A 24,166-nucleotide genomic window follows, 5' to 3' on the forward strand; every position below is an offset into this window, starting at 1 on the left:
CACCAGCCGGGCAGCATGCCTCGGGCAAGATTAAGATGGAATAGTGATCACATGGCACCGAAAAAAGCACCCCTCGCAGACGACCTTGCGTCAACCATCAACGCCAACGACGCCGAACTCGAACAGGCGATCGACGACCTGCGCGGCGTCCTTCAGCAGGATGCATCCGGCGCACCCGCGACCGACTTCGGCATGGACTTTCCGCAAGCCGAGGAGAGCGATCCACTTGCAGCCTTTGGCGGGGACTTCGGCTCCGACACGACCGTCAGCGGGTTCGGCGGAGACTTCGGCGCCGCAGAAACGGCATCCTTCGAAGACACCAGCTTTGCCGGCAGCGACTTCGGCGGTGAGGAATTCGAGAATGCGGCGACGCCGCGGCCGGGGAGCGCCATGGAGGCCAACCTCGACCTGATCATGGACATCCCGATCGACCTGCAGATTGTCCTTGGCTCGTCACAAATGCCGGTCTCTGGATTGATGAACCTCACGGAGGGAGCGACGATCGCACTCGATCGCCGCATCGGCGAACCGGTAGAGGTCATGGTCAACGGCCGCACCATCGGCCGCGGCGAAATCACCATCCTCGAAAACGACGACACCCGCTTCGGGGTGAAGCTGATCGAGGTCAAGAGCACTTCCAAGATCTGATACCGGTTGAGGTTTCAGGAGGCATCCATGATGGATTTCGACAATTTCGGCAGTACCGCCGTCGGCGCGCCGCTCAAGCCGGTGGACAAGGCAGCTGCGGTCCTTCTTGCAATGGGCAAGCCGGTTGCGGGCAAACTTCTCAAGTTCTTCACGCAAGGCGAGCTTCAAGGCATCATCGCGGCGGCACAGAACCTGCGCCAGATCCCACCGCAGGAGTTGCTCGAACTCGTCAACGAATTCGAAGATCTCTTTACCGAAGGCGCTGGCCTGATGGACAACGCCAAGATGATGGAGAGCATCCTCGAGGAAGGCCTGACGCCCGACGAGGTCGATGGCCTGCTCGGCCGCCGGACGGCCTTCCAGGCTTATGAGACGACCATCTGGGACCGCCTGCAGGATGCCGATGCGATCTTCATCAGCCGGTTCCTGTTGAAAGAGCATCCGCAGACGATCGCTTACATTCTGTCGATGATGCCGTCTGCATTCGGCGCCAAAGTGCTGCTAGAAGTGCCGGAAGAAATCCGCGCCGATATCATCAACCGGACTGTGAACCTGAAAGAGGCAAGCCCCAAGGCGGCAGCCATTATCGAGAACCGCGTTCTCGAAATGATGGATGCCTTCGAGGCCGAGCGCAATTCGCCCGGCTCGAACAAGGTCGCCGAAATGATGAACGAGCTGGAGAAGAATCAGGTCGACGAACTGCTCGCCTCGCTGGAGACGATCAGCACCGCCTCCGTCAAGAAGGTGCGACCGAAGATCTTCCTGTTCGAGGATCTGCTCATCATGCCGCAGGCAAGTCGCGTGTCGCTCTTCAACGACGTTGCAGGGGACATCATCACGGCCGCCCTGCGCGGCACGTCGATGGAACTGCGCGAGGCCGTCCTGTCTTCGATCGGTGCTCGCCAGCGCCGCATGATCGAGTCCGATCTCGCCTCCGGCGATCTGGGCAAACCACGCGAAGTGGCGATCGCCCGCCGCTCGATCACGCAGGAAGCGATCCGCCTGGCCGCAGCCGGCCAGATTCAGTTGAAAGAGAAGGACGAGACGCAGGCTGCCGCCTGAACCAGCTTGACTCTCCTTCCCACAGGATTGACCGTTTAGAGGACCCGATTCTCCTGGAGAACCGGGTCCTTTTTCATGGGCCGATGCCGGTGCGGGGCGACCGCGCCAGGCCTGATCGGCCACGCAAGCTTCGGGAGTGATGTCCATGGCCGATGGCGAGGACAAGGATAGTAAAACAGAAGCCCCTTCCGAGAAAAAAATTCGCGACGCGGCAGAGAAGGGAAACACGCCATTTGCACGCGAAGTTCCCGTCTTTGCCTCGACGATTGCGATCTATGTGTTCCTCGTATTCTTCCTGCCAGGCGGAATCTCGCGAATCGCCGAATCGCTGCGCGACCTCTTCGAGCAGCCCGAAGCCTGGGACCTGGAGACGAGCGGAGACGTCGTGGCGCTGTTTCGCCATCTTGTCTGGGAGGCCGGTGCACTGCTCATGCCGGCGCTCATCATGATGATGGTGTTCGGGCTCTCCGCCTCGATCCTGCAGAACATGCCAAGCCCGGTGCTTGAGCGCGTACGTCCGCAAATATCGCGCCTCTCGCCCATAAAGGGATTCGGCCGCATGTTCGGCAAGCAGGGTCTCGTCGAGTTCGGCAAATCGTTCATAAAGGTCGGCGTTGTCTCAGTCGTCGTCGTTTTCGTCCTGTGGGACGACTATTTCGCCACGCTCAACGCCATGTTCACCGATCCATCGGCGATCTTCCCGATCCTGGCGAAGGAAGCCCACAAGATCTTGATCATCATCCTGTTTGCCACTGCCGCGATCGCCGCTCTCGATTTCGCTTGGACGCGCCACCATTGGTACTCCGAACTGCGCATGACCAAACAGGAAGTCAAGGAAGAGCACAAGCAGGCGCAGGGCGACCCAATCGTCAAGAGCCGCCTTCGATCGATCCAGCGCGACCGTGCCCGCAAGCGGATGATCGCCGCCGTGCCGCGCGCGACCCTTGTAATCGCCAATCCTACCCACTTTGCCGTGGCGCTGCGCTATGTGCGCGAGGAGCAGGACGCACCCATCGTGGTCGCCAAGGGCCAGGATCTGGTAGCCCTCAAAATCCGCGAACTCGCTGAACAGAACGGTATTCCCGTTTTTGAAGACCCACCGCTTGCACGCTCCATGTTTGCGCAAGTCTCGATCGATAGTGTCATTCCGCCGGTGTTTTACAAAGCCGTGGCGGAGCTGATTCACCGGGTCTACCAAGCTTCGCCCCAGATGAGACGGGTAAACGAGATCCGATGAGAAAATGCTCCTATTCTGCCCAGCGCGAGAGGATTGTAGCCGAAGCCATTGGGCCGGTTGCGTCGGAACTGCGGTTGCTTGACGCGGCCGATCTCGTATCGCTGCTGCGCTTCGAATGTTACGGAAACCTGGCCGATCTCGTGGCATCGGCCGCTGAACTGTACTTCCTGCCCGGCACCGTGGTCTTCGGTGCCGGCGGCGACTACAAGCTTGATTGGGGCGGCGAACCCGAAGTGACGCTCGACCTCGAACTGCGTCCGCAGGGCGTGATCGTCTATGCCCGACTACATCTCGGCAACGAGCATGCGGGGATCGAAATCACCCATGTGGCCTTCGATAATCCAGCCGCCGCCCCTGAAGACAACACCGCGTTGCTTGCGGCGAGCCTCAAGGACGCGCAATTCAAGCGGATGGCACCACCTTCGCTGGACGCTATGGACGCGGCGGCATAAAGCGGGGAATTGCGCCGCCTCGGCTCATCGGATGTAGCCGAGGCGGATTGCTTTTGCGATAGCTTGGATGCGATTGACAGCGTCGAGCTTGGCCGTCGCCGTCCCGAGATAGGCGTTCACGGTATGAACCGACAGGCCCATCTTCTCGGCGATCGTTTCGCTGATGCAGCCGTCGCCTGCCATCTGCAGGCAGGCGATCTCGCGATCATTAAGCGCTTCGGCCGGTAGCATCCGCTTCTCATCCGCGCCCAGCAGCTCGATCATGACCTGGGTGGCACGCATGTGCATGTCAAGCACGACATCATCACCGAGATCCAGGAGATCACCTGTGAAGACAACGAAACCATTGCCGCCAGACCCCAGACGGACCGGAAAGGCGATGCCGGAGACGGGATAACGCTGTGACGTGAAACGCTCGGTGAAAAGAGGAATCTCTGCCGCTTGGCCCCGATCGGTTTCGGCGCCTTCCCAAACAACCGGCAACGTGGAGGCTTCAAGATGGGTTATCAGCCCCGCACCATACTCCTCAAGCAGAGAGCAGGCCTGGTGTTCCGCCTGGTCGGCCCAGTTGCTGAGCGCACAGGCCAAGCGCCTGGCCGAAGGAAGTCCCTGACCGCGGATGCGGAAGACAGCGAAGTTTTTTGCGCCAATCATCTTCTGCATGTGCAGAAGCGCGGTCACGGTATCAGTCGTCCGTTGCGGCTTGGAAAGCTTGCCAATCCGGATTTCCGGATTGGCAGAAGCGGCTTGGGAGAGCTGAATTTCCATTGCGCCCCCTTCAGACGAGATTGTTTCGTACCGCCCAGGCGATCGCTTCGGAGCGCGTTTTGGTCGCGGTCTTTCGCATTACGCTGGCGATGTAGTTGTTGATCGTATTGCGGGAAATGCCGAGAATCACCGCAATCTCGTCGCTGGTCTTACCCTCGGCGATCCAATAGAGGCACTCGATCTCGCGATCAGTCAGGTCTGACTCGCGTTCCTGTCGCTTCGACGGCCGACAGCAGACGCTGGCAAAATAGCCGGTTAACAGGCCTATATCGCGAAGCTTGCTCTGAGAGAGGATGAAATGCTCTGGAAAGAGCAGTAGCAACGTCATCCGCACCTGCCCGGCATTGAGCGTAATGGCGCAATACTCCCGGCCGACGCCGTCGGGAACCGCGACATCGTCGGGAAACTGCGAAAAGTTCGGCTGCATCAGGTTGCAGCTTCGATCGAACTCGCTCATGCGAGAATGTCCCGCGTCGACGGAGCCGGTAAGGCCGCGCACCATGTCGAAAGGCCAATCCGATGCGACGACAAATCCGATGTCCGTGTTGAAGGACAAATCATGACGGACGAGAAGGTAATGGGAGGCGCTGACATACTGGGTGAGCGCCCGCAGGCCCGCCGGAAGGCTAGTCCGATCTGCACAGCGTCGGAGTTGGTGAACCAGAAGTTCCCGCGCACTCTTTCGCTCATTGGCGATCGCTGAGAATCCATAGGACTCCCGGAGCGTTACATCCGCTCGGATCGTATCCATAAATGCCCCCGTTGCCGAATTCGGCCGGATCATCCCGCCCTCCCCTCGTGCCGGCGCTGAAAAACCAGCGCCGCCCGATCAAGCCGCATGGGGCGGGATTCACCAAACGAATCAGTAACTAAAGTGTACAGAGACGCGAATCAAAAGCCACAGCCACCGCTTCGGGATTTACTTTTCGGATGGTTCGTGCCGCCGATTCGCCTGGACGTCGCAGGACTTTTTGCCGCACGCCGCAGGCTTGAACCTAAACTTTTGTTAATAATCAGATTTTCCCATCTGCCGCGAATCTCGGCGATTCCGTGCTGCGTAAACAACCGTCTCCTGATTGGGTGAAATCAGCCTGACGATTATCATTTTCAGCCAAAACAAATTTTCTTGGGCGCGCGAAAAATCAGTAGATACGACAACTAACGCCAGGTGAGCCAAATCGTACGACCGACGAAATCGTCACTTTTGAGTCACACACGATGTCAAAAGCGCGACCGTTGCGGTCGCGCTTCGAAGCAGCCGAGCGCCGTCAGTCGGCGATGAAGTTCAGAACGTCCGTGTTGAACTTGTCAGACTCGACCTGGGCCAGGCCGTGCGAGCCGTTGGGATAGACCTTGAACTGAGCCCCTTTGACAATCCTGGCTGTTTTCTCACCTGCGGCCTTGATCGGCACGATCTGGTCGTCTTCACCGTGGATCACGAGCGTTGGTTTGTCGATCTTCTTCAAATCCTCGGTGTAGTCGACTTCGGAGAACTCGTGGATGCAATCATAGAGCCCTTTGATACCGCCGAGCATGCCTTGCAACCAGAAGGAATCACGCAAGCCTTCGTTGACGTTCGCGCCGTTGCGATTGAAGCCGTAAAACGGAATCGCCAGATTCTTGAAGAACTGGGAACGGTCGTCGGCGGTACCCTGGCGGATGTTATCGAACACTTCGATGGGAGCGCCTTCGGGATTGGCGCCAGTTTTCAGCATCAGCGGCGGAACGGCACCAACAAGCACAACCTTTGCGACCCGGCTCGTACCGTGCCGTCCGATGTAGTGCGCCACTTCGCCGCCTCCCGTAGAGTGGCCGACCAGGACGAGGTTTGACAAGTCAAGCGTCTCGATCAGTTCGGCAAGGTCGTCGGCATAGCGGTTCATCTTATTGCCGTCCCAGGTCTGGTCGGAGCGGCCATGGCTGCGCCGATCGTGAGCGATAACGCGAAATCCCTGCCGGCCAAAGAAAAGCATCTGGTTATCCCAGGCATCCGCCGTCAGCGGCCAACCATGAGAAAAGAGGATCGGCTGGCCCGCTCCCCAATCCTTGTAGAAGATCTTCGCTCCATCGCTCGTCGTGATCGTAGCCATCGGTGTCGCTCCTGCTTCAGGGTTGGTTGAGGGTATGCGAAACGGTCTCCCTGCCGACTGTCGGGAGGCTGCGCCAAAATGATATAGAGCCGAGGCTGCAGAAATCAGCACGAACCGGATACGAAAAGTTGCGGCAGGCCGCGAGGACTGGTGCTCCCCGCCGAAACAAAAATCCCGCCTCGCGGCGGGATCTCTGTCGTTTGTTTGGCTGGCGGGTCAGGCGGCCTGGTTCTCGGCCCACTTGCGCAAGATCTTGGCCGCGCGCTCCTCGCTGATCTCGACCATCCGCGCCAGACGCCGCTCCGGCCCCTCCTTGACGCGGCGGTTGAAGACACCGTCGCCATCATCGCCGGCACTGAGCAGATCGTCGGTGCTGTCGAAGCCGAAGTCCGAGCCAAATCCGTCCATGAGCGCGCCGCTTCCCGCGCCGACGCCAACGGCCGGCGAGAAGTCGGGCAGTTCGAGACCACCCGCATCGGCTTCCAGCGCCGTGGCGCCGGCACCGCCGGATACGGAGCGCACGACCGGCCGGAAGCCGAACCAGACGACCAGGAAGGCAACAGCGACGAAGGCGAGCGCATTGATGATCGTCGAGAAGTTGCGCGCCAGCGTCTCCATCACGCCCGGGCCAGGTACGGCTTCGTCGAGGAGTTGGTTGTCCAAGAAGGTCATCGCGGTCAGTGTGACGACGTCGCCGCGGTCAGCGTTTAGACCAGCTGCAGACGAGACGATCTTCTGCATCTCGGCCAGGTAGGCGTCGATTTTGGCTTGCTCGGCAGGCTCGCCGACCAGCGCCGCGATACGGCCTTGGTTGACGACTACGGCGACCGAAAGACGCTCGATCTGGAAGCTGTTTCGGACCGTGGCGACCGTCTTGCTGTTAATTTCGTAGTTGGTCTGTTCTTCCTTCTTGTCGGCTTGGTCGCTCGATTGCGGACCGATGCCTTCGTCAGGACCGCCTTGCGGAATGTTCTGTTCGACCGTCGCCGGCTTCTGCAGCTGGCTCTGGTTGGACTTCTGGCTCTCACGAGTGACACGTACCGAGCGCTCTACGCGTGATTCCGGATCGTAGACGGTTTCCTGCGTCTGCTGGGAATCGGTGTTGAGGGACGCCATGACGCTGGCACGGAAGTTGTCCATGCCGAGGAAGGGCGCAAGCGCCTTTTCGATGTTGCGTTCGACGTCTTCCTGCACCGACTGAACGATGTTGAGAGAGCGGTTGAGCGTGTTGCCCTCTGCATCCTCTCCCGAGGCGAGGAGCTGGCCGGCGGAATCGAGGATCGTCACGTGTTCGGCTTCAAGGCCCGGGACGGATGCGGCGACAAGATGGCGTATGGATGCGGCGGACTTGCGCCCAGCGGCGCTGCCGGCGCGGATCATGACCGAAGCCGTCGGAGCCTGCTCTGCCTTACGGAAGTTGCCGCGGTCCGGCATGACGATATGAACGCGGGCGGCGGCGATACCGTTGATCTGCTGGATCGTGCGGGCGATTTCGCCTTCGAGAGCACGAACGCGGGTGACTTCCTGCATGAACGAGGTCAGGCCCAGCGAGCCGACATTGTCGAAGAGTTCGTAGCCGGAGTTCGAACTGCTCGGCAGGCCGCGCTCTGCGAGATAGAGCCGAGCCTTTCCGGTGTCACCGACGGGAACCTGAAGGCTTGCGCCGTCGGTGCCGGTCTTAAAGTCGATATTCGCCTCCGCCAAGGCGACGCTTATCTGGTTGATGTCCGTGCTTTCCAGCCCGACATACAAGGTCTCATAGGCGGGTTTGTTGACGAAGAACGCGGCGGCAAGCACCAGGCCGACGGTAACGACCCCTGCCCCCGCTAGAAGCGCCAGCTTCGCCTGCCCCAGCGAAGCCAGATTCTTGCCCATACTCTTAAGCTGATCCAACAGATTCATTCTGTTCCCGCACGAACTTTCCCAGGCTGCCATCGGCCATGAAGGCGAAACCTGCTCAGTTTAAATTGCCCAACCCCGGTATGGCGCCACAGCCAACGGCACCCTCAGCCCCAAGAATTACGCAGATCCATAAAGACCCGTCTGGCAAACTAGATCGTGAAACTTGCGCGAACGTTTCGCAGATGTCAGATGCGTCGGGTGCTGCCGCGCTTGCAGGAAATCAGAATTCCGTCTTTTAAATCAAATAATTAAAGACCACATCCCCCGAACGGCAAAACGCCGCACGTTCGCTGGAAACATGCGGCGCAGGAATTTGAACGATGGGCGGCGAATCAGAAGGCTTCGAAATCACCGGATGCTTTGGCGAACGGCTGCGAATGGCCGTGACGCTCAGCGCCATTGCTCAATGCCTTCTGCATGTCCGTAAGCTTGACAAGGTTGAGTGCGGTGGTCACGTCGACAGCCCATCCATCGGGCATGTCGGCCGTCACCTGGCCAATGAAATCCGCCAGGCCCCGCGCTTTCTGTACGGCAAGGTCGATCCCCTGCAGCACCTTTATCCGGTCGGCGGCGTCGTCCTGCCCGACTTCGGGATGCAGATCGCCGAGCAACGGCTCGATCCGCTCGACGAGGCAGGCAACGTCATACAGTTCGGACACGACGCGCATCAGCACGGCGGGAAGGGATTCCTCCATGACGGGCGCTTCACTCAGATACTCGGCTTTCATGGTTTCTCCACTTCCCGCGAGGAGTGTCCTCCATGCGGGCATCTCCTGCGGCTGCTTGCATAGCGTCTTTCCGAGGCCGGTGTCGGCGTCAGAAAAATTCGATAGAGCTTTCGGCTGGTTTCGGTGCGGGTATCGGCTGCCGCTGTTCCAGCGCAACGGTACGCTGTGTTTCCACGCCGGTGAGCGCGTGTTGGCGAGCCCTTCCCGTTGATGGCCAGAATTCGAGCTTGCGCCCGTGTTCGCCGCCCGTACTCTCGCCGACGATCTTGATCCCTTCATCCATCAGAAACTGTCGGGCGAAACGGGCATTCTGCTCGCCGACATTGGAGAAGCGGGCAATCGTCTTGGCGCCGCCGAAGATCTTGGCCTCCAGCCGGTCGCGACGCGCGCCTTGCTTCAAGAGGCCGTTGATCAGCAGTTCCATGAGATGAACACCGTAGCGGGTCGCGTCGCCGCCGGACGCCATCGTCTCCACCGAACCCGGAAGGAGAAAATGGTTCATGCCGCCAACTCCGGTCACCGGGTCGCGCAGGCAGGCAGCGACGCAAGATCCCAGGATCGTCGTCAGCACGACGTCGGGGTCGTTCACCACCTTGTATTCGCCCTGTATCACGTGGACGCGACGCGTCCCGGCATCGGTGTTCATTTCAATGCCCCGAACACGGCTTCGATAGCCGCCTTCATCTTGTCGATCGTGAAGGGCTTGGCGAGCACGTTGTTGGCGCCGAGGGCCGCGGCCTTCTGCACCAGTGCGCGATCGCCCTGGGCTGTCAGGATGATGAAGGCCGCTTTCTTTGTTGCAGGATTGGCGCGGACATGCTGCAGGAACACCAGCCCGTCCATCTTCGGCATGTTGAAGTCGGAGATCACAAGGTGATGCGGTTGCTGGGTCATGATCTTCAGACCCTGCTCGCCATCGCCGGCGGCGGTGATCTGCTTGAAGCCCAGCTGCTGGAGCGCGTCGCCCAGAAGGAGACGGCTCGTGACCTGGTCATCGACGATCAGTACTTTGATTTTCTCAGCGATAGACATTATTCGCTCCCTTCTCTACGGGCGGCAGTGATCTTCAGAATTTCCTCCCCGATGGACGTGAGCGGAAACTGGTGTTCGACTGCGCCCAGTTCGTATGCCACTCTCGGCATTCCATATACGACGCAAGTTTTTTCATTCTGGCCGATGGTTCTCGCACCGGCATGGCGCATCTTCAGTAGACCCGCCGCTCCGTCGCGCCCCATCCCGGTCAGGATGACGCCCACGGCATTGCGGCCGGCAAGTTCGGCGACCGAGTCGAACAGCACATCGACGGAAGGTCGATGGCCATTGACGGGATCGCGATCCAGAAGACGGCAGCACGGTGCCGTCGCGTTCGCTACCTGCAGGTGACGGTCGCCGCCCGGCGCCAGGTAGATCTTGCCGATCTCCAGCCGTGCGCCATCGGTTGCTTCCTCGACCCTTGGCGCGCACAGACGATTGAGGCGCTCCGCAAAGCTCTTCGTGAAAGTGGGCGGCATGTGCTGGGTGATGACCGTCGGCGGGCAGTTCACCGGGAACTTCTGCAACACGGCAATCAATGCCTCAACGCCGCCAGTCGAAGCGCCGATGGCAACGATCTTGCGGCCATTGCGATAGGCTGCGGCCGCGCTGGCGCTTGTGGCGGCCGGCGCTGCCGGCGTCTCCACCTTGAAGTCACGGCGTTGCGAGCGGGCAGCGGCCTTCACCTTTTCGGCAAGGTCGCCGAAGGGGCGGGCGTCGCCAGGCTGGGGCTTGCCGACGCAATCGAAAGCACCGATCTCGAGCGCTGCCAGGCTCGCATCCGCACCGCGATGCGTCAGCGTCGAAACCATGATCACCGGCATCGGCCGAAGCCGCATGATCTTTTCGAGGAACTCCAGCCCGTTCATGTTCGGCATCTCGATGTCGAGCGTGACCACGTCCGGATTGAGCTGCTTGATGGCGTTGCGCGCCTCCATGGCGTCGCCGGCCTGGCCGACGACGGTGACGCCCGGATCGGCACTCAGCACGGCCGTGATCAGGCCACGCATGGTGGGTGAGTCATCGACGACAAGCACGCGAGCGGGTGCGGTCATGCGCGTCCTCCCTTGCCTGTGTATCGGTAGGTGGTGATGCCGATGTTATCGAACAGGCCCTTTGCCTCGCCGGATACCCGCTCGGAGTGACCGATATAGAGGTGACCGCCCTCGGCAAGCATGCCGGAGAAGCGCGACCAGATCTTCATCTGCGTCGGCTCATCAAAATAGATCACTACGTTACGGCAGAAGATTACATCGAACGGGCCCTTGAACGGCCACTGGGCCATCAGGTTGAGCTCGTTGTAGGTGATCAGTCTCTTGACCCGGTCATCGACCTGCCACTTCTGGCGGCCGTCGATCTCGACCTCGCGGAAATACTGTTTGCGCATCGCCGGATTGACCGTTTCCAGCGCGGTAGCGTCATAGGCGCCGGCGCGTGCCTGGGCAAGGATCTTCGGATCGATGTCAGTGGCCAGAATGCGGAAGTCATAATCCGCAGCATTCGGGAGTAGCGACAACACCGTCAAGGCAATCGAATAAGGCTCTTGCCCGTCCGAGCAAGCCGCCGACCAGATTCGCACGCGACCACCGGCCTTGGCACGAGCGATCAGCTCGGGCAGGACTTCGCTCTTAAGATGATCGAAATGATGGTTCTCGCGGAAGAAGCGGGTAAAGTTCGTCGTCAGGTGCGACAGCATCTCGCGGCGTGCAGTGGCGCCGGCCGGTGACGACACCAGGTCACAGTATTCCCGAAAGCCCTTCAGCCCCAGATTACGGATGTGCTTGGACAGCCGCGAATAGACGAGCGACGCCTTCGATTCGTTGAGATAGATGCCCGCGTCTGCGTAGATCATCGCGGCAATCTCGGACAAATCACGACGCGTCAGCGGGTACTCGCCACTGGCCAGGCACTCGTCCGGTGATGTTCTGGGTTCGAAGGCGGTCGACATCTTCATGCGGCTTCACTTTCGATCGAGGGGAACAGCGACTCGAGCTCGATCATGCAGATCATCCGACCTTCGATCGCTAGAATGCCGCGGGCGTAGTTCTTCTCCAGCTCGCTGGCGATATCCGGCGTGGGCTGCACGTTTTCATCAGTAACCGTCAGGATATCGGAGACGGCATCGACCAGGAGGCCGACGATCTTGGCTCCGACCTGGGCTACGATGATGACGTGGCGAACGGTGGGCTCGGCCGCCTTCATGCCGAGCCGCAGCGACAGGTCGACGATCGGCAGCACGGCGCCACGGAGGTTTAGGACACCAAGCACGTGGTGCGGTGCGTGCGGCATCGGGGTGGCGGGAGTCCACCCACGGATTTCCCGCACTGCCATGATGTTCACACAGAATTCCTGTTCCCCGATCCGAAAGGCGATCAGTTCCCGGCCCTGCGACAGTGTTTTGGCTGCGTAGGTCATTCCACTATCCGGCCGCGGCAAGCGACATTTCTTGTTTCAGGGACTGGCCGCGCGAAGCGGCGACAACGGCATCGACATCGAGGATGAGCGCCACGCGCCCGTCACCGAGAATCGTAGCCGCGGCTATTCCCGGCACATGTGAATAGTTCGCCTCGAGGCTCTTGATGACGACCTGGCGCTGCCCCTGGATGGCATCGACCATGAGTGCTCGCTGACCGCCGCCTTCCGACTCGACCAGGAGTGCAACACCTTCGACCGGGTTTGCCCGCGACGAGCGGAAATTCAGGATCCGACCGACATCCACCAACGGGCAGAAGGAATTGCGGATCGAGATCAACCGCTGGCTGGCGCCGAACGAATGAATGGCGGAGGCTTCCGGCTGCAACGTCTCGACGATTGCTGTCAGCGGCACGACCAGCGTCTGGCCGGCAACGGTGACAACCATTCCGTCGAGGACGGCCAGCGTCAACGGCAGGCTCATGGTGAAAACGGAGCCCTGACCCGGCTTGGACGAGATTGAGATACGGCCACCGAGCGCCTGAATCGAACGTTTGACCACGTCCATCCCGACGCCGCGGCCGGAAATGTCGGAGATCTTGTCGGCGGTCGAGAAGCCGGCGTGGAAGATCAGATTGTCGATTTCTTCGTCGGACAGGTTCGCATCCGCCGCGATCAGGTCGTTGTCGATGGCCTTCTGGCGCACCTTCTCGCGGTTGATGCCGCCGCCATCGTCGGCCAGTTCGATGACGATACGACCCGAGCGATGCTTTGCCGTGAGGCGAACCGTGCCTTCCGGGTTCTTGCCGGCAGCCACGCGCTTCTCAGGCGTTTCCAAACCGTGATCCACGGCATTGCGGATCATGTGCGTCAACGGCTCGGCGAGCTTGTCGATGACGGTCTTGTCGACTTCCGTGTTTTCACCTTCCGTGATGAGACGAACCGACTTGCCGGTAACGTCAGCGATTTCCCGCACGATACGCGACATGCGCTGGAACACCGGCTTCACCGGCTGCGCGCGGATCGCCATCACCGAGTCCTGGATCTCGCGCGTGAGCTGCTGCAGCTCCTCAAGCCCCATATTGATCGAGGAGACACCATTGTTGTCGTTCTCGATGACGCTCTGGGACAGCATCGCCTGGTTGATGACGAGTTCGCCGACGAGGTTGATCAGGCGGTCGACACGATCGAGATCGACGCGGATGGTCGGCGCCGCTGCAGTCGACGCTGCAGATGCCTGGCTCGCATTCTGCTGCGCTGCGACGGCCGCACGTGGTTCGTCCTTTGCGGCATCGACGCGGGCACTTGCAATCTGAAAGACATTGCTTGCGGTTTCAACGGCAGCAACGTCCGCCACGGTGGACACGGCCGGCTCCTCGTCGGACGCATCGCCGTCCGCTTCACCCCCGTCGTCCAGGATCGAAAGGTCGAACGGGACGGGCTGCATCGGCAGTTCATCATCCTCGGCGGAGGCCGCGACCTCTTCCTCGATCGTACGGACCTCAAGATCGCAATCCCACTCGGCAAATTCGAAGACCGAGCGAACCCCGTCCTCACCCTTTTCGGTGCTGACTGAGATCTTCCAGGAGAAATAGGCCTCTTCCGGGTTCATGTCCTGCAGCAGCGGCAAGCTCTCCATGTCGCAACGGATGCTCATCTCACCCAGGCGAGAAAGATCGCGCAGGAGCAGCGTTGCCTCATTGCCCTTGGAGTAGAGGTCGCGCTTCGGCCGGAATTGGATCTCACAGGTCGGCATGTAGGGTGCGACCGGCACTTCCTCGTCGTCGAAGTCGTCGAAGGAGAACGGAATCGGCTGGAAGCCTTCGTCGTTGGCAGGCGAGGCGGCAACCGGCGCAGGTGCTGCCGCCTTCGGAGCCGGCGCAGGCTTTGCAGCGGGGGCGTCGCTCGTCGCGGGCACCTCGCCTTTTGCGAGCGCCTCAAGTTCCCGGATCAACTGCTTGCTGCGGGCGTCGTCGACGCCGCCCCCGTCGCGCGAGGCGCTGACCAGGTCGGCCAGCACGTCGGCCGACTTCAGCATCACCTTCAGCACGTCCTGGTTTGGCTCGAGCTTGTTGGATCGTACGCAATCAAGTGTGGTCTCGAAGACATGGGCGAAGGACACCAGTTCGTCCAGGCCGAAAGCGCCCGCGCCGCCCTTGATCGAGTGCACCGCGCGGAACACGGCATTGACCGTCTCCGGATCGCGATCGCCGTCATTCAGCTTCAAGAGACCTGATTCCAGTTCTGCGAGTTGCTCCTCGCACTCCTGGAAGAAAATCTCCTTGATTTCGTTCATATCCATCGGGAAGAACCTCGATTTAAGCGGTTACACGCTCGATTGCATCGATGAGTTTGGTGGGGTCGAACGGCTTGACGATCCAGCCGGTTGCACCGGCCTGGCGGGCACGGTTCTTCTTTTCGGCGTCGCTCTCGGTCGTCAGGACGAGAATCGGAATGGCCCTGTACTTCTCGTTGCGACGAACTCCCTCGATGAAGCCGAAACCGTCGAGACGCGGCATATTGATATCGGTGACGATGACGTCGGGGTTGGCCTCTTCCAGCACCTCAAGCCCCTCGACGCCGTCTTCGGCCTGGATCGTCTCAAACCCGGCATTGTTGAGCGTCACCAGAAGCATGTTCCGGATCGTCCGTGAATCATCCACGGTAAGAACCTTCTTTTTCATTGCTGAGTCTCCTTGGCCAGCAGGTGTTCAATGTCGATGCCGATGAGTTGCATCGTCTTCAGGAACGGCTCGGACGCATTTGCAAACGTGTAGGCGCGCTTGTCGGCTTCCCAGGTCTTCGCTCCCGCCATCAGCACCTGAGCGCAAAGCGCGCCGACACGCTCGACGGCGGATGCGTCGATCGTTAGGTTGCTGCCCTTCAGCGCCATCAGTTTGTCGCGAAGTGCGGTCGCCTCGTTGAGATCCAGCACGGGTGCCAGGCTCAGGCTTTTCTGAGCGGCCTTCTTGCTCGCCATCACTGCGTTCCTTGTCTGCGTCTGTCCGCGTTGAAAGTTCGGGTCGTCGGTGTGACCGGAAACAGGCTGACGCCCTGGCGCCGGCTTCGTTCGGTCGAGAAATGGTGGCGAGGCTGTTCCTGGCGCATGGTCAGCCTCCGAATCCGATTGCTCTGGCCGCCGGAGGAGCGACCGAAGAGAACTGCGCATCCCACGCTCCTTCGATCGCGCGTGGCGCGACGCTGCCGGCTGTCGGCTGCGGTGGGCGAATACGGAACTGCCGGATCGTCTGCCCCAGCTCAAGAATAACGGTGTGCAGGTCCGCCCCGGACTGGCCGGCGCTTGCGGCAAGCTCGGCATCGCCCTTCGCCTGGGTACCGATCCTTCCGAGGTTGCCTGCGACCGCATCCAGCCCGCTGACGTCCTCGCCGCCCTGCCGGGCAATGCTTGCGATCGCGTCGTTGATATCGACAACCTGGCGCACGATGCCGCCGATCGCGTCCTGCGTACGGTTGACGCGGTCGACGCCAGCCTCGACCTGTGCCTTCGTGCCGGAAACCAGTTGCTTGATCTCGCGCGCTGCATCCGCCGAGCGTTGCGCCAACGCACGAACTTCCTGCGCCACGACGGCAAAGCCTCTACCGCTGTCGCCGGCCCGCGCCGCTTCGATTCCGGCATTGAGTGCAAGCAGATTCGTCTGGAATGCGATCTCGTCGATCACTCCGATGATCTGGCCGATCTTTTCGGCCGACGCTTCGATATCCGCCATCGCCGACATTGCCTCGCCAACGATGCGACCGCTCTGCTCGGCTGACTGGCGTGTCACGTGAACCGCCGTTTCGGCCTTGCGTGTTTCGGAAAGGTTCGCCTTCACCCGATCTGCAATCGCGGCCAGGGAGGCGGCTGTATCGGCAAGTTCCGTCGACTGCGACGACGAGCGCTCGGCGAGCCGGCCGGTTTGCACCGACAACGTTCGCACCAACGCGTCGGAGGCCTCGCCGTGTTCGAGCGCATCGCCCAGATGGCGCTGGACATTCTCCAGCGCGGTATTCAGCGTGCCGGCAAGGTCTCGCCAGGCATCAGGCATCTGTTCGCCCGTCTGGTGGGTGAAATCGAGATTGGCAAGGCTGCGAATGACTTCACCGAAGGTGCCTTCCAGCGCGCCGTGATCGATCTGGCGCTGCTCGCCCATCGCACGGTGATGGTTGTGGCGCAGTTCGTTGAACCGCAGTGACACGCCAATCTCCGCGTCGACCATGGCGGTGCGGACAAAAGCTGTCAAAAGCTCGGTCAGTTCCTGTCGTCGGCTGTTCTTTGCGCCCGACAGGATGGACCTCGGCCAATATTCCTCGATCAGCCCGTCGATGACGTGTTCGAGCACGATGGCGTGGCCGGACATGCGCCAGCGCGGGTCAAGGCCCATCTGGCTCTCAACATCAGCCAGAACCTTCACTCGCTCGGCATAGAGACCGTCGAACCGCGCGTCGGTGAGGACGCTCCAATGGGAAGCGTGAAGGTCGTGCAGGCGATCAACCGCGCGCTCGCTCTGGAAATGGCGGGCCGCATCGGGAAAGGTCTGGAAGCGCTGGAAGAGATCGCGAAGCGCTGTTTCGACATGCCGCTCAAGCGTCTGACGGTGAGTGCGCAGAATTTCACCCTGGGAGGGCTCCAGGCCAGCAAATCTCAGGCGATCGCGAAGGCTTGCCGCCTGCGCCGTCTGAGCCTGTTCTGCTGGCATTTCCTGCACTTTAAGTCCCCATGCGCAATGCAGTTTGCCGGCCAGTTGCGCTGGCCAAGCCAATGAATTTGCCACGGGGACGTGCAACGATCCTACGGCTTTAGTTGCCGCATCACTTCGATATGCTCGGCGCCAACTGGCTGCCGTACGCCGGTCCATGGTGTAATTCGGTGAAGCTTGATACCGGGTCGAAACCGGTGCGGGCGGTACGGCATCATGCCTGAGTGGGAAATGGTCCAATTTCCCATTCCGACGCGTGCTCTCATGTTTATGGTTAATTCCTTGCCTGAAGGTTAATGGACTCTTCCATCGTTATGCAGTTCGCCGCGCAATGATTGCGGAAGGAGGCGCAATTTTTCGACTGGCAAGCGTGATGTTGCCAGGCAGTGAGTCAAATTCGCCACTTCATCCCTAAAATTCGCTAGTCCAGCCTGGCTGAAAGACAAAATCGGCAAGGCAACAGCAAGGTTTGACTGCTACAAGCGTATTCGAGACGATGATGTCCTCTGGGAATGAGCAATGATTGTTCTTTTGTTGAGTGCAATGCTTCTGACTATCGCAACGCTTGCAGCAGTCGCCACCCTTATCGGTATAGACCGCCAGCAGCCCACCCGGACGGCTGCAATTTTCTGATCGCTTCTATCCACTGAGCTATCAGCGGAGCGCTGGCCGCTAGTTATCGGCTAGGTCGCGCCATTTTTGGATATAGGCCACGGCCGCTTCGGGTAGCGACTCCTCGACCTGCCGCAATCTCGGCTTCGGTACATTTTCAACCGCAAGACAGGCCGCACCGATGCTGGTGCCGGTGGCGCTTTCACCGACGAACACGTCCCTGCCGGTCGCCGCTTTCAGCATGGCGAGATAGGGAACATTTGCCGCGAACGGCCCTTCGACGATGCTAGGCCCGTCCGCGCCGATCAGCGAAAGGCAGGTGGCGCTCATCAGCGCCAAATGGAAAGCGATAGCCACCTGAGCCTCGTCCTCGCCGAGTTGCCCGCGATCAATGGTCCACCGCGCCTCCTGGCCGGGATAGGGGCCTGAATCACCGGGGATCGAGGGCAGGATCATTGCCTGGCTCGCAAGAACGTTAGCAATCGCCGTATCGCCGACGAGCGCATTGCTGCCGCCAAGCAAGGAAAATGCCCGGCCGCCCATGAAGCGAGCAGATGGCACCGGATCGCCGAGCGCGTTCACATTGACCAATGTGTCGCGATGCTCGTCGAGCTCCTTTGGCGTTGCGCCCATGGCCATCAGCACGACCCAGGTCCCGGTCGATACCACCGCATAGGGCGACGGTGTGGTAAGGACGTAGGGAAGAAGAGACGCGTTGGAATCGTGGATCCCGCAATGAACTGGCGTCTCCCTATGCAAGCCCGTGACGGCTGCAACATCCGCGCGGACGGCTCCGAGCACATCGGAGGCCTTGCGCAGCGATGGCATCAGTCGCTGCCAGCCTTGGCGGGTGACGAGCGTCGAATAACGATGGTTCGCGGGCTCCCACAAGTCGGCATGGCAACCGAGCGAAGTCACCTCGCCGGCCAGAACGCCGGTCAACCGAAACGACCAGTATTGCGCATACATCAGAATGGCCGCGACCTTGGCGAAGGCCTCCGGAAATCGGCGGGACTGCCAGTAGAGTTGCATGCCGGCGTTCAGTCCGACGGGCAGCTTCGGCGTGCCCGTTTCGGCGAAAGCCGGACGCAGCGCCTCGTATTCGGCTGAAAGCTCTTGCGGCCCGGCATGTTCGTAATCGAGGACCGGCAGCGCCAATCCGCCATCCTTGTCGACGAGGGCGGCAGTCGCCCCGTGCGTCGCGACGGAAATCCTGTCGATCGTCCGCTCGGCATGCAGGGCCCTAAGGCTTTCAAGGATGAAGGCCCATAGTCGTTCGGTGTCGAAATGCGGATATGGCGGGGCATCCACCACGCCGTTTTTCATCGTGCGGACGGCCAATTCACGAAAACTCTCTCCGTCGACGAGCACGACCTTGGCGTTCGTCTTGCCAATATCGATGACGGCGATCGTTTCTGCCATGATATCCGGCTCAATCCATGTGAAAGACAGTGCGGAGCGGGACGGCAACGGGCTCGTTGTCCGGCTTCGTCTCCATGATGTCGGCCATATGCGCCCACCAGCGCTTCATCACCGGATGTTCGGACAACCGGCCCATGGTGTGGTCGTCGCGTCGCCACAGGACGCCGAACAGCAGGTTCGTCTCCTCGTCGAGATGGATCGAGTAGTCCGACACGCCCGCCTCTTTCAGCAATGCCGAAAGCTCCGGCCAGATCGCGTCGTGGCGCGCTTTGTATTCCTCGGCCATGCCGGGAATGAGACGCATGCGGAAAGCGTACTTTTCCATTCCCTCCCTCACTGCGTGATGCGACGCTTGAAGCGCGTATAGAGGATTGGCAGCGCGATCACCGAAATCAACAGCAGGCCGATGAAGATCGACATGACGATGCCGGGAACGTTTAGCAGACCGAAGCCGAAGGTGACCATGCCCATGATCAGCGCCGCCAGCATGACGCCGCCGATCGTTCCCGAACCGCCGAGGATGCTGACGCCGCCGAGCACAACCATCGTGACGATTTCGAGCTCCCAGCCGAGCGCGATGGAAGGGCGCGTCGAGCCGAGGCGCGAGGTCAAGCAGATCGAGGCGATCGCCGACATCAGACCGGTCAGCAGGAACAGGGTGAACTTCACCCGTGCCACCCGGACACCTGAAAACAGCGCTGCCGTCTGGTTGTTGCCGATCGCGTAGACGGCCCGGCCGAAATTCGTCTTGTGCAGGAGCAGCGCGTAGAAGCCGGCAAAGCCGAGAAAAAGGCAGAATTCGAAGGAGAATACCCACCAGACATAGCCTTGCCCGAAGAAGGAGAAGCTTGCCGGATACTCGGTAAACGCCTGGTCGCCGAGAATGATGAAGGCGATGCCGCGAAACAGGCTCATGGTGCCGATGGTCACGACGATCGAGGGCAGACCGAGGCGGGTGACGAGAAGCCCGTTGATCGCCCCGCAGACAAGCCCGACGGCCAGTCCGACCACGACAAGCGCCGGCGTATCGAAGCCCTGCGTTGCCGCATACCCCATGGTCGTCGAAGTCAGCGCGACGATCGCCGCAACCGACAGGTCGATCTCACCGGCCATGATGACCATCGCCATGGCGAAGGCGATCATCGCCTTTTCGGTAAAGTTGAAGGTCGCGTCCGACAGATTCCACGGATCGAGGAAATAGGGCGAGGCCAAAGAGTTGGCGATGAAGATCAGGATCGCCACCACCACAAGCAGGCTTTCCCAGCTCTTCAGAAAACGGGCGCCGCGGCCTTGAAGCCGGTCGGGGATGTGGCGCGACTTTATATTTGCATCAGCCATCAGTGCGCCTCCGCCTTCTTGAGAATGACCCGGCCCTTGCGCCGCTCGGCGCGCGCATTGACGGCAACCGCGATGATGATAACGGTGCCGGAAATCGCCATCTGGGCAAAGGGCGAGATGTTGATGACCGGCAATGCGTTCTTGATGACGCCGAGGAACAATGCCCCGAGGACTGCGCCCGGCACCGAGCCGATACCGCCCGCGATGGAGATGCCGCCGATGACGCAGGCGGCGATGATGTCGAGTTCGAAGCCGAGCGCGATGTCCACATAGGCAACCGCATAGCGCGACACCCAGAGATAACCTGCAAGCCCGGCCAGCGTACCCGACAGACAGTAGGCGAAGAAGCGCGTGCGGCCGACGTCGATGCCGGTATAGACCGCCGCATGCGGATTGCCTCCGACGGCATAGAAGGCGCGGCCGAGTGCTGTACGGCCCATGACGACGAACATGATGGCGATGATCAGGATGGAGAACCACGACAACGTTGGAATGCCGAGAAGGTCGGCGCGCGGCAGGCGCTTGAAGGTCTCGCTCATCTGGTGCGCGTTGATCCACTGCCCGTTCGTCAGGAGGAAGATCGTTCCGCGATAGATCGTTAACGTGCCGAGCGTCACGACGATCGGCGGAATCTCCAGTTTCCAGACGAGAAGACCGTTGATGGAGCCGAGTGCAGCACCCAGCGCCATCGCAGCCAGGATCACGAACGGGATCGGCAGATCGGGATAGGCCAGGTTGATCAGGCCGGCGACCATGCCGCAGAGCGCGAGATTCGCCGCCATGGAAAGGTCGATGCAGCGCGTCAGGATCACCGCCATCTGACCGAGTGCAAGGATGATCAGGATCGAGGTGTCGTTGTAGACGCGTCCGAGATTGGCCGGTTCGACGAAGCCGGGAAAGCGCGTCGCTATCAGCGCGACCAGCACCAGGATCGCGACGACCAGAAGTGCTTCGCGATTTCTGAGGAGAACGTTCATTGTGCGGCCTCCGATATACCTGCGGCGGCGCGCACCAGTTTTTCCGCTGTCAGTTCCTCGCGATTGAATTGGCCCACCATCCGTCCCTCGCGCATGACGATGACGCGGTCAGACATGCCCATGATCTCGGGGATCTCCGAGGATACCATGATGACGCTCAGTCCCTGCGCGGCAAGCTCGCTCATGAACGCATGGACAGCCGCCTTCGAGCCGATGTCGATGCCCTTGGTCGGCTCATCGAGAATGATGACCTTTGGCTTGGTCGCCAGCCACTTGGCGATAACCACCTTTTGCTGGTTGCCGCCGGAAAGCGTGCCGACGTCCTGATCAAGGGCTGCGGCGCGCAGGTCCAGCCGGGACGTGTATTCGCGCGCCAGCTTGAACTCTTCCGCCATCCGCAGGAAGCCGGATCGCGAGGTGCGCGCCAGCGATGGCAGCGTGACGTTTTGGAAGATCGGCATGCCGATGATCGCCCCCTGCCGCCCCCGCTCTTCCGGGACATAGACGATGCCAGCTTCGATCGCTTCGGCCGGCGAGCGGATGACCAGCACCTGCCCGTCGAGACGGATCGCGCCCGCGGACGGCTTGGTGATGCCGATCAGCGACTGCATGAATTCGGAACGGCCTGCGCCGACAAGACCATAGAACCCAAGGATCTCGCCACGGCGCAGCTCGAAACAGATGTCCTCGAACTCGGTCGGATGGCGATAGCCTGACACGGTCAGCACCGGCTCGCCGATGGCTACCTGCTGCTTGGGGAAGACCTGGCCGACGTCGCGGCCGACCATCATGCGCACCAGATCGTCCTGGCGCGTGTCTGCGATCAGCCCCTCGCCGACCATGCGACCGTCGCGGAAGACAGTGTAGCGGTCCGCAATGCGAAAAATCTCGTCGAACTTGTGGCTGATGAAGAGGATCGCCTTGTCGTCGGCCTTCAGGCGGTCGATCAGTTCGTAAAGCTCATGGATCTCCTTGTAGGAGAGTGCAGCGGTCGGCTCGTCCATGATGACGACGCGCGCGTCGATCGAAAGGGCGCGGGCGATCGCCACCAGATGCTTGCTGGCGATGCCGAGATCGCGCAACCGAATGGTCGGATCGAGATCGGCGCCGACACGGTGAAGCAGTTTACGGGCTTCGGCGTTCAGCCTGCCCCAATCCATCAGGCCAAGCCGCGTGCGCGGCGCATGGCCGAGGAAGACGTTCTCGGCGACGGACAGCTCGTCGAACAGCACGGTTTCCTGGTGGATCGCTGTCACACCGGCCTTGGCCGCGGCACTTGCGGCCGGAAAATGCGTCTCCTCGCCGTCGACGCGGATCGTGCCGGCGTCAGGCTGGTAGATGCCGGTGAGAATCTTCACGAGTGTCGATTTTCCCGCACCGTTCTCGCCAACCAGCGCCGTCACAGAGCCCGGATAGAGCGACAGCGAGACTTCGGAGAGCGCCCGTACACCGGGGAAGGACTTCGAGATCCCCTCCAGCGCGATCGCCGGCTTCATCCGCGATGTGGTGGTGTCCTGCAACAAGGGCTCATCCGCCGGGTTGGTTTGTCGAAAGCAGAGCCGCACATCGCACTGCACTGCTCAGAGAGGTTGCCCCTCACTCTAGCCCTCTCCCCGCAGGCGGGGAGAGGGAACGGCCAGGTTTCCGCTTTGCTTCCTTCTCCCCGTTCACGGGGAGAAGGTGGCCGGCAGGCCGGATGAGGGGCACCGTCAGTTCAAGACAGTCTGGCCCGGCGACATGTCGGGCCGGGCTTCGCCAGATCAGAAGATCTTGGCGAATTCCTCGACGTTGGAGGCGTCGTAGACGAACGGGTCGGCCATCGCGCCTTCATTCTTGTCGTCGAGCTTGACCGTGCCCATGCGACCCATCTTCAGCTCGGCACCGGGCTTTGCTTCCGCGCCCTCAATCAGGTCGTTGGCAATCATGGTCGCTGAGTAGCCGAGATCGATTGGATTCCAGATCGCGAACGACTTGGAGGCGCCCGACTTCACGTGGCCGGCCATTTCGGAGGGAAGGCCGAGACCGGTGACGTTGATCTGGCCGGCCTTGCCCGCATCCGTAACCGCCTGCGCGGCTGCGACGATACCAACCGACGTCGGCGCAATGATCGCCTTCAGGTTCGGATAGGACTGCATCAGCCCCTGCGCCTCGCGATAGGATTTGTCGGCAAGATCATCGCCGTAGACCGTCGCCACGACGTTGATGCCCTTGTAGTTCGGCAGCACCTTGTTCATCTCGGCAATCCAGGTGTTCTGGTTCGTCGCGGTCGCCGAGGCCGACAGCACGGCCACGTCGCCGCCATCGGGCAGGTGATCGGCTGCAAGCTTGATGATCATGTTGCCGATCAGCGGATTGGACGACGGGTTGAGATGCATCATGCGGCCTTCCGGGGCGACGCCGGAATCCCAGGAGATGACCTTGATGCCGCGATCCATCGCCTTCTTCAGGGCCGGAACGAGCGCATCGGTGTCGTTGGCGGAGACGGCGATCGCATCGACCTTCTGGGCGATCAGCGAGTTGATCACCTCGATCTGCGCCTCGGCCGTGGTCGTCGTCGGGCCGGTATAGATCACCTCGACATCGCCGAGTTCCTTGGCCGCTTCCTGCGCGCCCTTGTTGGCGGCTTCGAAGAAGCCGATGCCGAGCGCCTTGACGACGAGGGCGATCTTCTTGTCCGCCGCGTTTGCGACGTTTGCGACGAGCGCCGTGGAAACGGCAGCCGCCACGAGCAGTGCTTTCCAGATCTTCATTTCGAAGTCCTCCCTGACTTGTTCGTTCCCCTCCCCTGC

24 protein-coding genes are annotated in these 24,166 nt (G+C 60.9%); 4 read left to right on the forward strand and 20 right to left on the reverse strand.

The window, feature by feature from the left end; translation table 11 throughout:
• Positions 1-15 precede the first annotated feature (15 nt).
• The 4 genes from fliN (at position 16) to IB238_RS14710 (ending at position 3,399) form a co-directional block, all read left to right on the forward strand.
• Positions 16-648 (forward strand): flagellar motor switch protein FliN, encoded by a 633-nt coding sequence (gene fliN / locus IB238_RS14695; RefSeq protein WP_192248161.1) that lies wholly within the window; start codon positions 16-18, stop codon positions 646-648.
• Positions 649-675: 27 nt separating this feature from the next.
• Positions 676-1,710 (forward strand): flagellar motor switch protein FliG, encoded by a 1,035-nt coding sequence (gene fliG / locus IB238_RS14700; RefSeq protein WP_192248164.1) that lies wholly within the window; start codon positions 676-678, stop codon positions 1,708-1,710.
• Positions 1,711-1,855: 145 nt separating this feature from the next.
• Complete coding sequence (flhB, locus tag IB238_RS14705) at positions 1,856-2,947, forward strand: flagellar biosynthesis protein FlhB (RefSeq protein WP_192248167.1); 1,092 nt, start codon at positions 1,856-1,858, stop codon at positions 2,945-2,947.
• Positions 2,944-3,399 (forward strand): hypothetical protein, encoded by a 456-nt coding sequence (locus tag IB238_RS14710; RefSeq protein WP_192248170.1) that lies wholly within the window; start codon positions 2,944-2,946, stop codon positions 3,397-3,399. The genes flhB and IB238_RS14710 overlap by 4 nt, the downstream gene beginning before the upstream one ends.
• A gap of 24 nt (positions 3,400-3,423) precedes the next feature.
• Here IB238_RS14710 and IB238_RS14715 read toward each other — a convergent pair whose 3' ends face one another.
• The 20 genes from IB238_RS14715 to rhaS form a co-directional block, all read right to left on the reverse strand.
• Positions 3,424-4,167, reverse strand: coding sequence for a LuxR C-terminal-related transcriptional regulator (locus IB238_RS14715; protein ID WP_192248173.1), 744 nt, complete (start codon positions 4,165-4,167; stop codon positions 3,424-3,426).
• A 10-nt stretch (positions 4,168-4,177) separates the two neighbouring features.
• Positions 4,178-4,918 (reverse strand): helix-turn-helix transcriptional regulator, encoded by a 741-nt coding sequence (locus IB238_RS14720; RefSeq protein ID WP_192248176.1) that lies wholly within the window; start codon positions 4,916-4,918, stop codon positions 4,178-4,180.
• Positions 4,919-5,435: 517 nt separating this feature from the next.
• Positions 5,436-6,257: an alpha/beta hydrolase gene (locus IB238_RS14725; protein WP_192248179.1), complete on the reverse strand. Its 822-nt coding sequence runs from the start codon at positions 6,255-6,257 to the stop codon at positions 5,436-5,438.
• A gap of 216 nt (positions 6,258-6,473) precedes the next feature.
• A complete protein-coding gene (gene fliF, locus IB238_RS14730; protein ID WP_192248182.1) occupies positions 6,474-8,159 on the reverse strand; it encodes a flagellar basal-body MS-ring/collar protein FliF in 1,686 nt (561 codons plus the stop codon).
• A 332-nt stretch (positions 8,160-8,491) separates the two neighbouring features.
• Positions 8,492-8,887, reverse strand: coding sequence for a hypothetical protein (locus IB238_RS14735; RefSeq protein ID WP_192248185.1), 396 nt, complete (start codon positions 8,885-8,887; stop codon positions 8,492-8,494).
• Between the two features lie 88 nt (positions 8,888-8,975).
• Positions 8,976-9,533 (reverse strand): chemoreceptor glutamine deamidase CheD, encoded by a 558-nt coding sequence (gene cheD, locus IB238_RS14740; protein ID WP_192248188.1) that lies wholly within the window; start codon positions 9,531-9,533, stop codon positions 8,976-8,978.
• The gene (locus tag IB238_RS14745; protein ID WP_112596299.1) at positions 9,530-9,919 is read right to left on the reverse strand and encodes a response regulator; all 390 of its coding nucleotides are present in this window, start codon (positions 9,917-9,919) and stop codon (positions 9,530-9,532) included. The genes cheD and IB238_RS14745 overlap by 4 nt, the downstream gene beginning before the upstream one ends.
• The gene (gene cheB, locus IB238_RS14750) at positions 9,919-10,974 is read right to left on the reverse strand and encodes a protein-glutamate O-methylesterase CheB (protein WP_192248191.1); all 1,056 of its coding nucleotides are present in this window, start codon (positions 10,972-10,974) and stop codon (positions 9,919-9,921) included. The genes IB238_RS14745 and cheB overlap by 1 nt, the downstream gene beginning before the upstream one ends.
• Positions 10,971-11,873 carry a protein-glutamate O-methyltransferase CheR gene (cheR, locus tag IB238_RS14755; RefSeq protein WP_192248195.1) on the reverse strand — a complete coding sequence of 301 codons (903 nt, stop codon included), beginning with the start codon at positions 11,871-11,873 and terminating at the stop codon, positions 10,971-10,973. The genes cheB and cheR overlap by 4 nt, the downstream gene beginning before the upstream one ends.
• Positions 11,870-12,334 (reverse strand): chemotaxis protein CheW, encoded by a 465-nt coding sequence (locus IB238_RS14760; protein WP_192248198.1) that lies wholly within the window; start codon positions 12,332-12,334, stop codon positions 11,870-11,872. Before IB238_RS14760 ends, cheR begins: the two co-directional genes overlap by 4 nt.
• 4 nt (positions 12,335-12,338) lie before the next feature.
• Positions 12,339-14,633 (reverse strand): chemotaxis protein CheA, encoded by a 2,295-nt coding sequence (locus tag IB238_RS14765; RefSeq protein ID WP_192248201.1) that lies wholly within the window; start codon positions 14,631-14,633, stop codon positions 12,339-12,341.
• 16 nt (positions 14,634-14,649) lie between these two features.
• Positions 14,650-15,015, reverse strand: a complete 366-nt coding sequence (gene cheY1, locus IB238_RS14770) for a chemotaxis response regulator CheY1 (RefSeq protein ID WP_056316210.1) — start codon at positions 15,013-15,015, stop codon at positions 14,650-14,652.
• On the reverse strand, positions 15,012-15,311 hold the full coding sequence (locus IB238_RS14775) for an STAS domain-containing protein (RefSeq protein ID WP_192248204.1): 300 nt from the start codon (positions 15,309-15,311) through the stop codon (positions 15,012-15,014). The genes cheY1 and IB238_RS14775 overlap by 4 nt, the downstream gene beginning before the upstream one ends.
• A 130-nt stretch (positions 15,312-15,441) precedes the next feature.
• Complete coding sequence (locus IB238_RS14780) at positions 15,442-17,187, reverse strand: globin-coupled sensor protein (RefSeq protein WP_348648254.1); 1,746 nt, start codon at positions 17,185-17,187, stop codon at positions 15,442-15,444.
• A 513-nt stretch (positions 17,188-17,700) separates the two neighbouring features.
• The gene (locus tag IB238_RS14785) at positions 17,701-19,065 is read right to left on the reverse strand and encodes an FGGY-family carbohydrate kinase (protein WP_192249659.1); all 1,365 of its coding nucleotides are present in this window, start codon (positions 19,063-19,065) and stop codon (positions 17,701-17,703) included.
• Between the two features lie 7 nt (positions 19,066-19,072).
• Entirely contained in the window at positions 19,073-19,387 is a 315-nt protein-coding gene (rhaM, locus tag IB238_RS14790; RefSeq protein ID WP_192248210.1) for an L-rhamnose mutarotase, read from the reverse strand.
• Positions 19,388-19,395: 8 nt separating this feature from the next.
• Positions 19,396-20,400, reverse strand: coding sequence for an ABC transporter permease (locus IB238_RS14795; RefSeq protein ID WP_192248213.1), 1,005 nt, complete (start codon positions 20,398-20,400; stop codon positions 19,396-19,398).
• Entirely contained in the window at positions 20,400-21,377 is a 978-nt protein-coding gene (locus IB238_RS14800) for an ABC transporter permease (protein ID WP_192248216.1), read from the reverse strand. Before IB238_RS14800 ends, IB238_RS14795 begins: the two co-directional genes overlap by 1 nt.
• Positions 21,374-22,873: a sugar ABC transporter ATP-binding protein gene (locus tag IB238_RS14805; RefSeq protein ID WP_192249662.1), complete on the reverse strand. Its 1,500-nt coding sequence runs from the start codon at positions 22,871-22,873 to the stop codon at positions 21,374-21,376. The genes IB238_RS14800 and IB238_RS14805 overlap by 4 nt, the downstream gene beginning before the upstream one ends.
• A gap of 264 nt (positions 22,874-23,137) precedes the next feature.
• Positions 23,138-24,127: a rhamnose ABC transporter substrate-binding protein gene (gene rhaS / locus IB238_RS14810; RefSeq protein WP_192248219.1), complete on the reverse strand. Its 990-nt coding sequence runs from the start codon at positions 24,125-24,127 to the stop codon at positions 23,138-23,140.
• Positions 24,128-24,166: the final 39 nt, after the last annotated feature.

Origin of the sequence: Rhizobium sp. ARZ01, from assembly GCF_014851675.1 — a bacterium.
GTDB lineage: Bacteria > Pseudomonadota > Alphaproteobacteria > Rhizobiales > Rhizobiaceae > Mycoplana.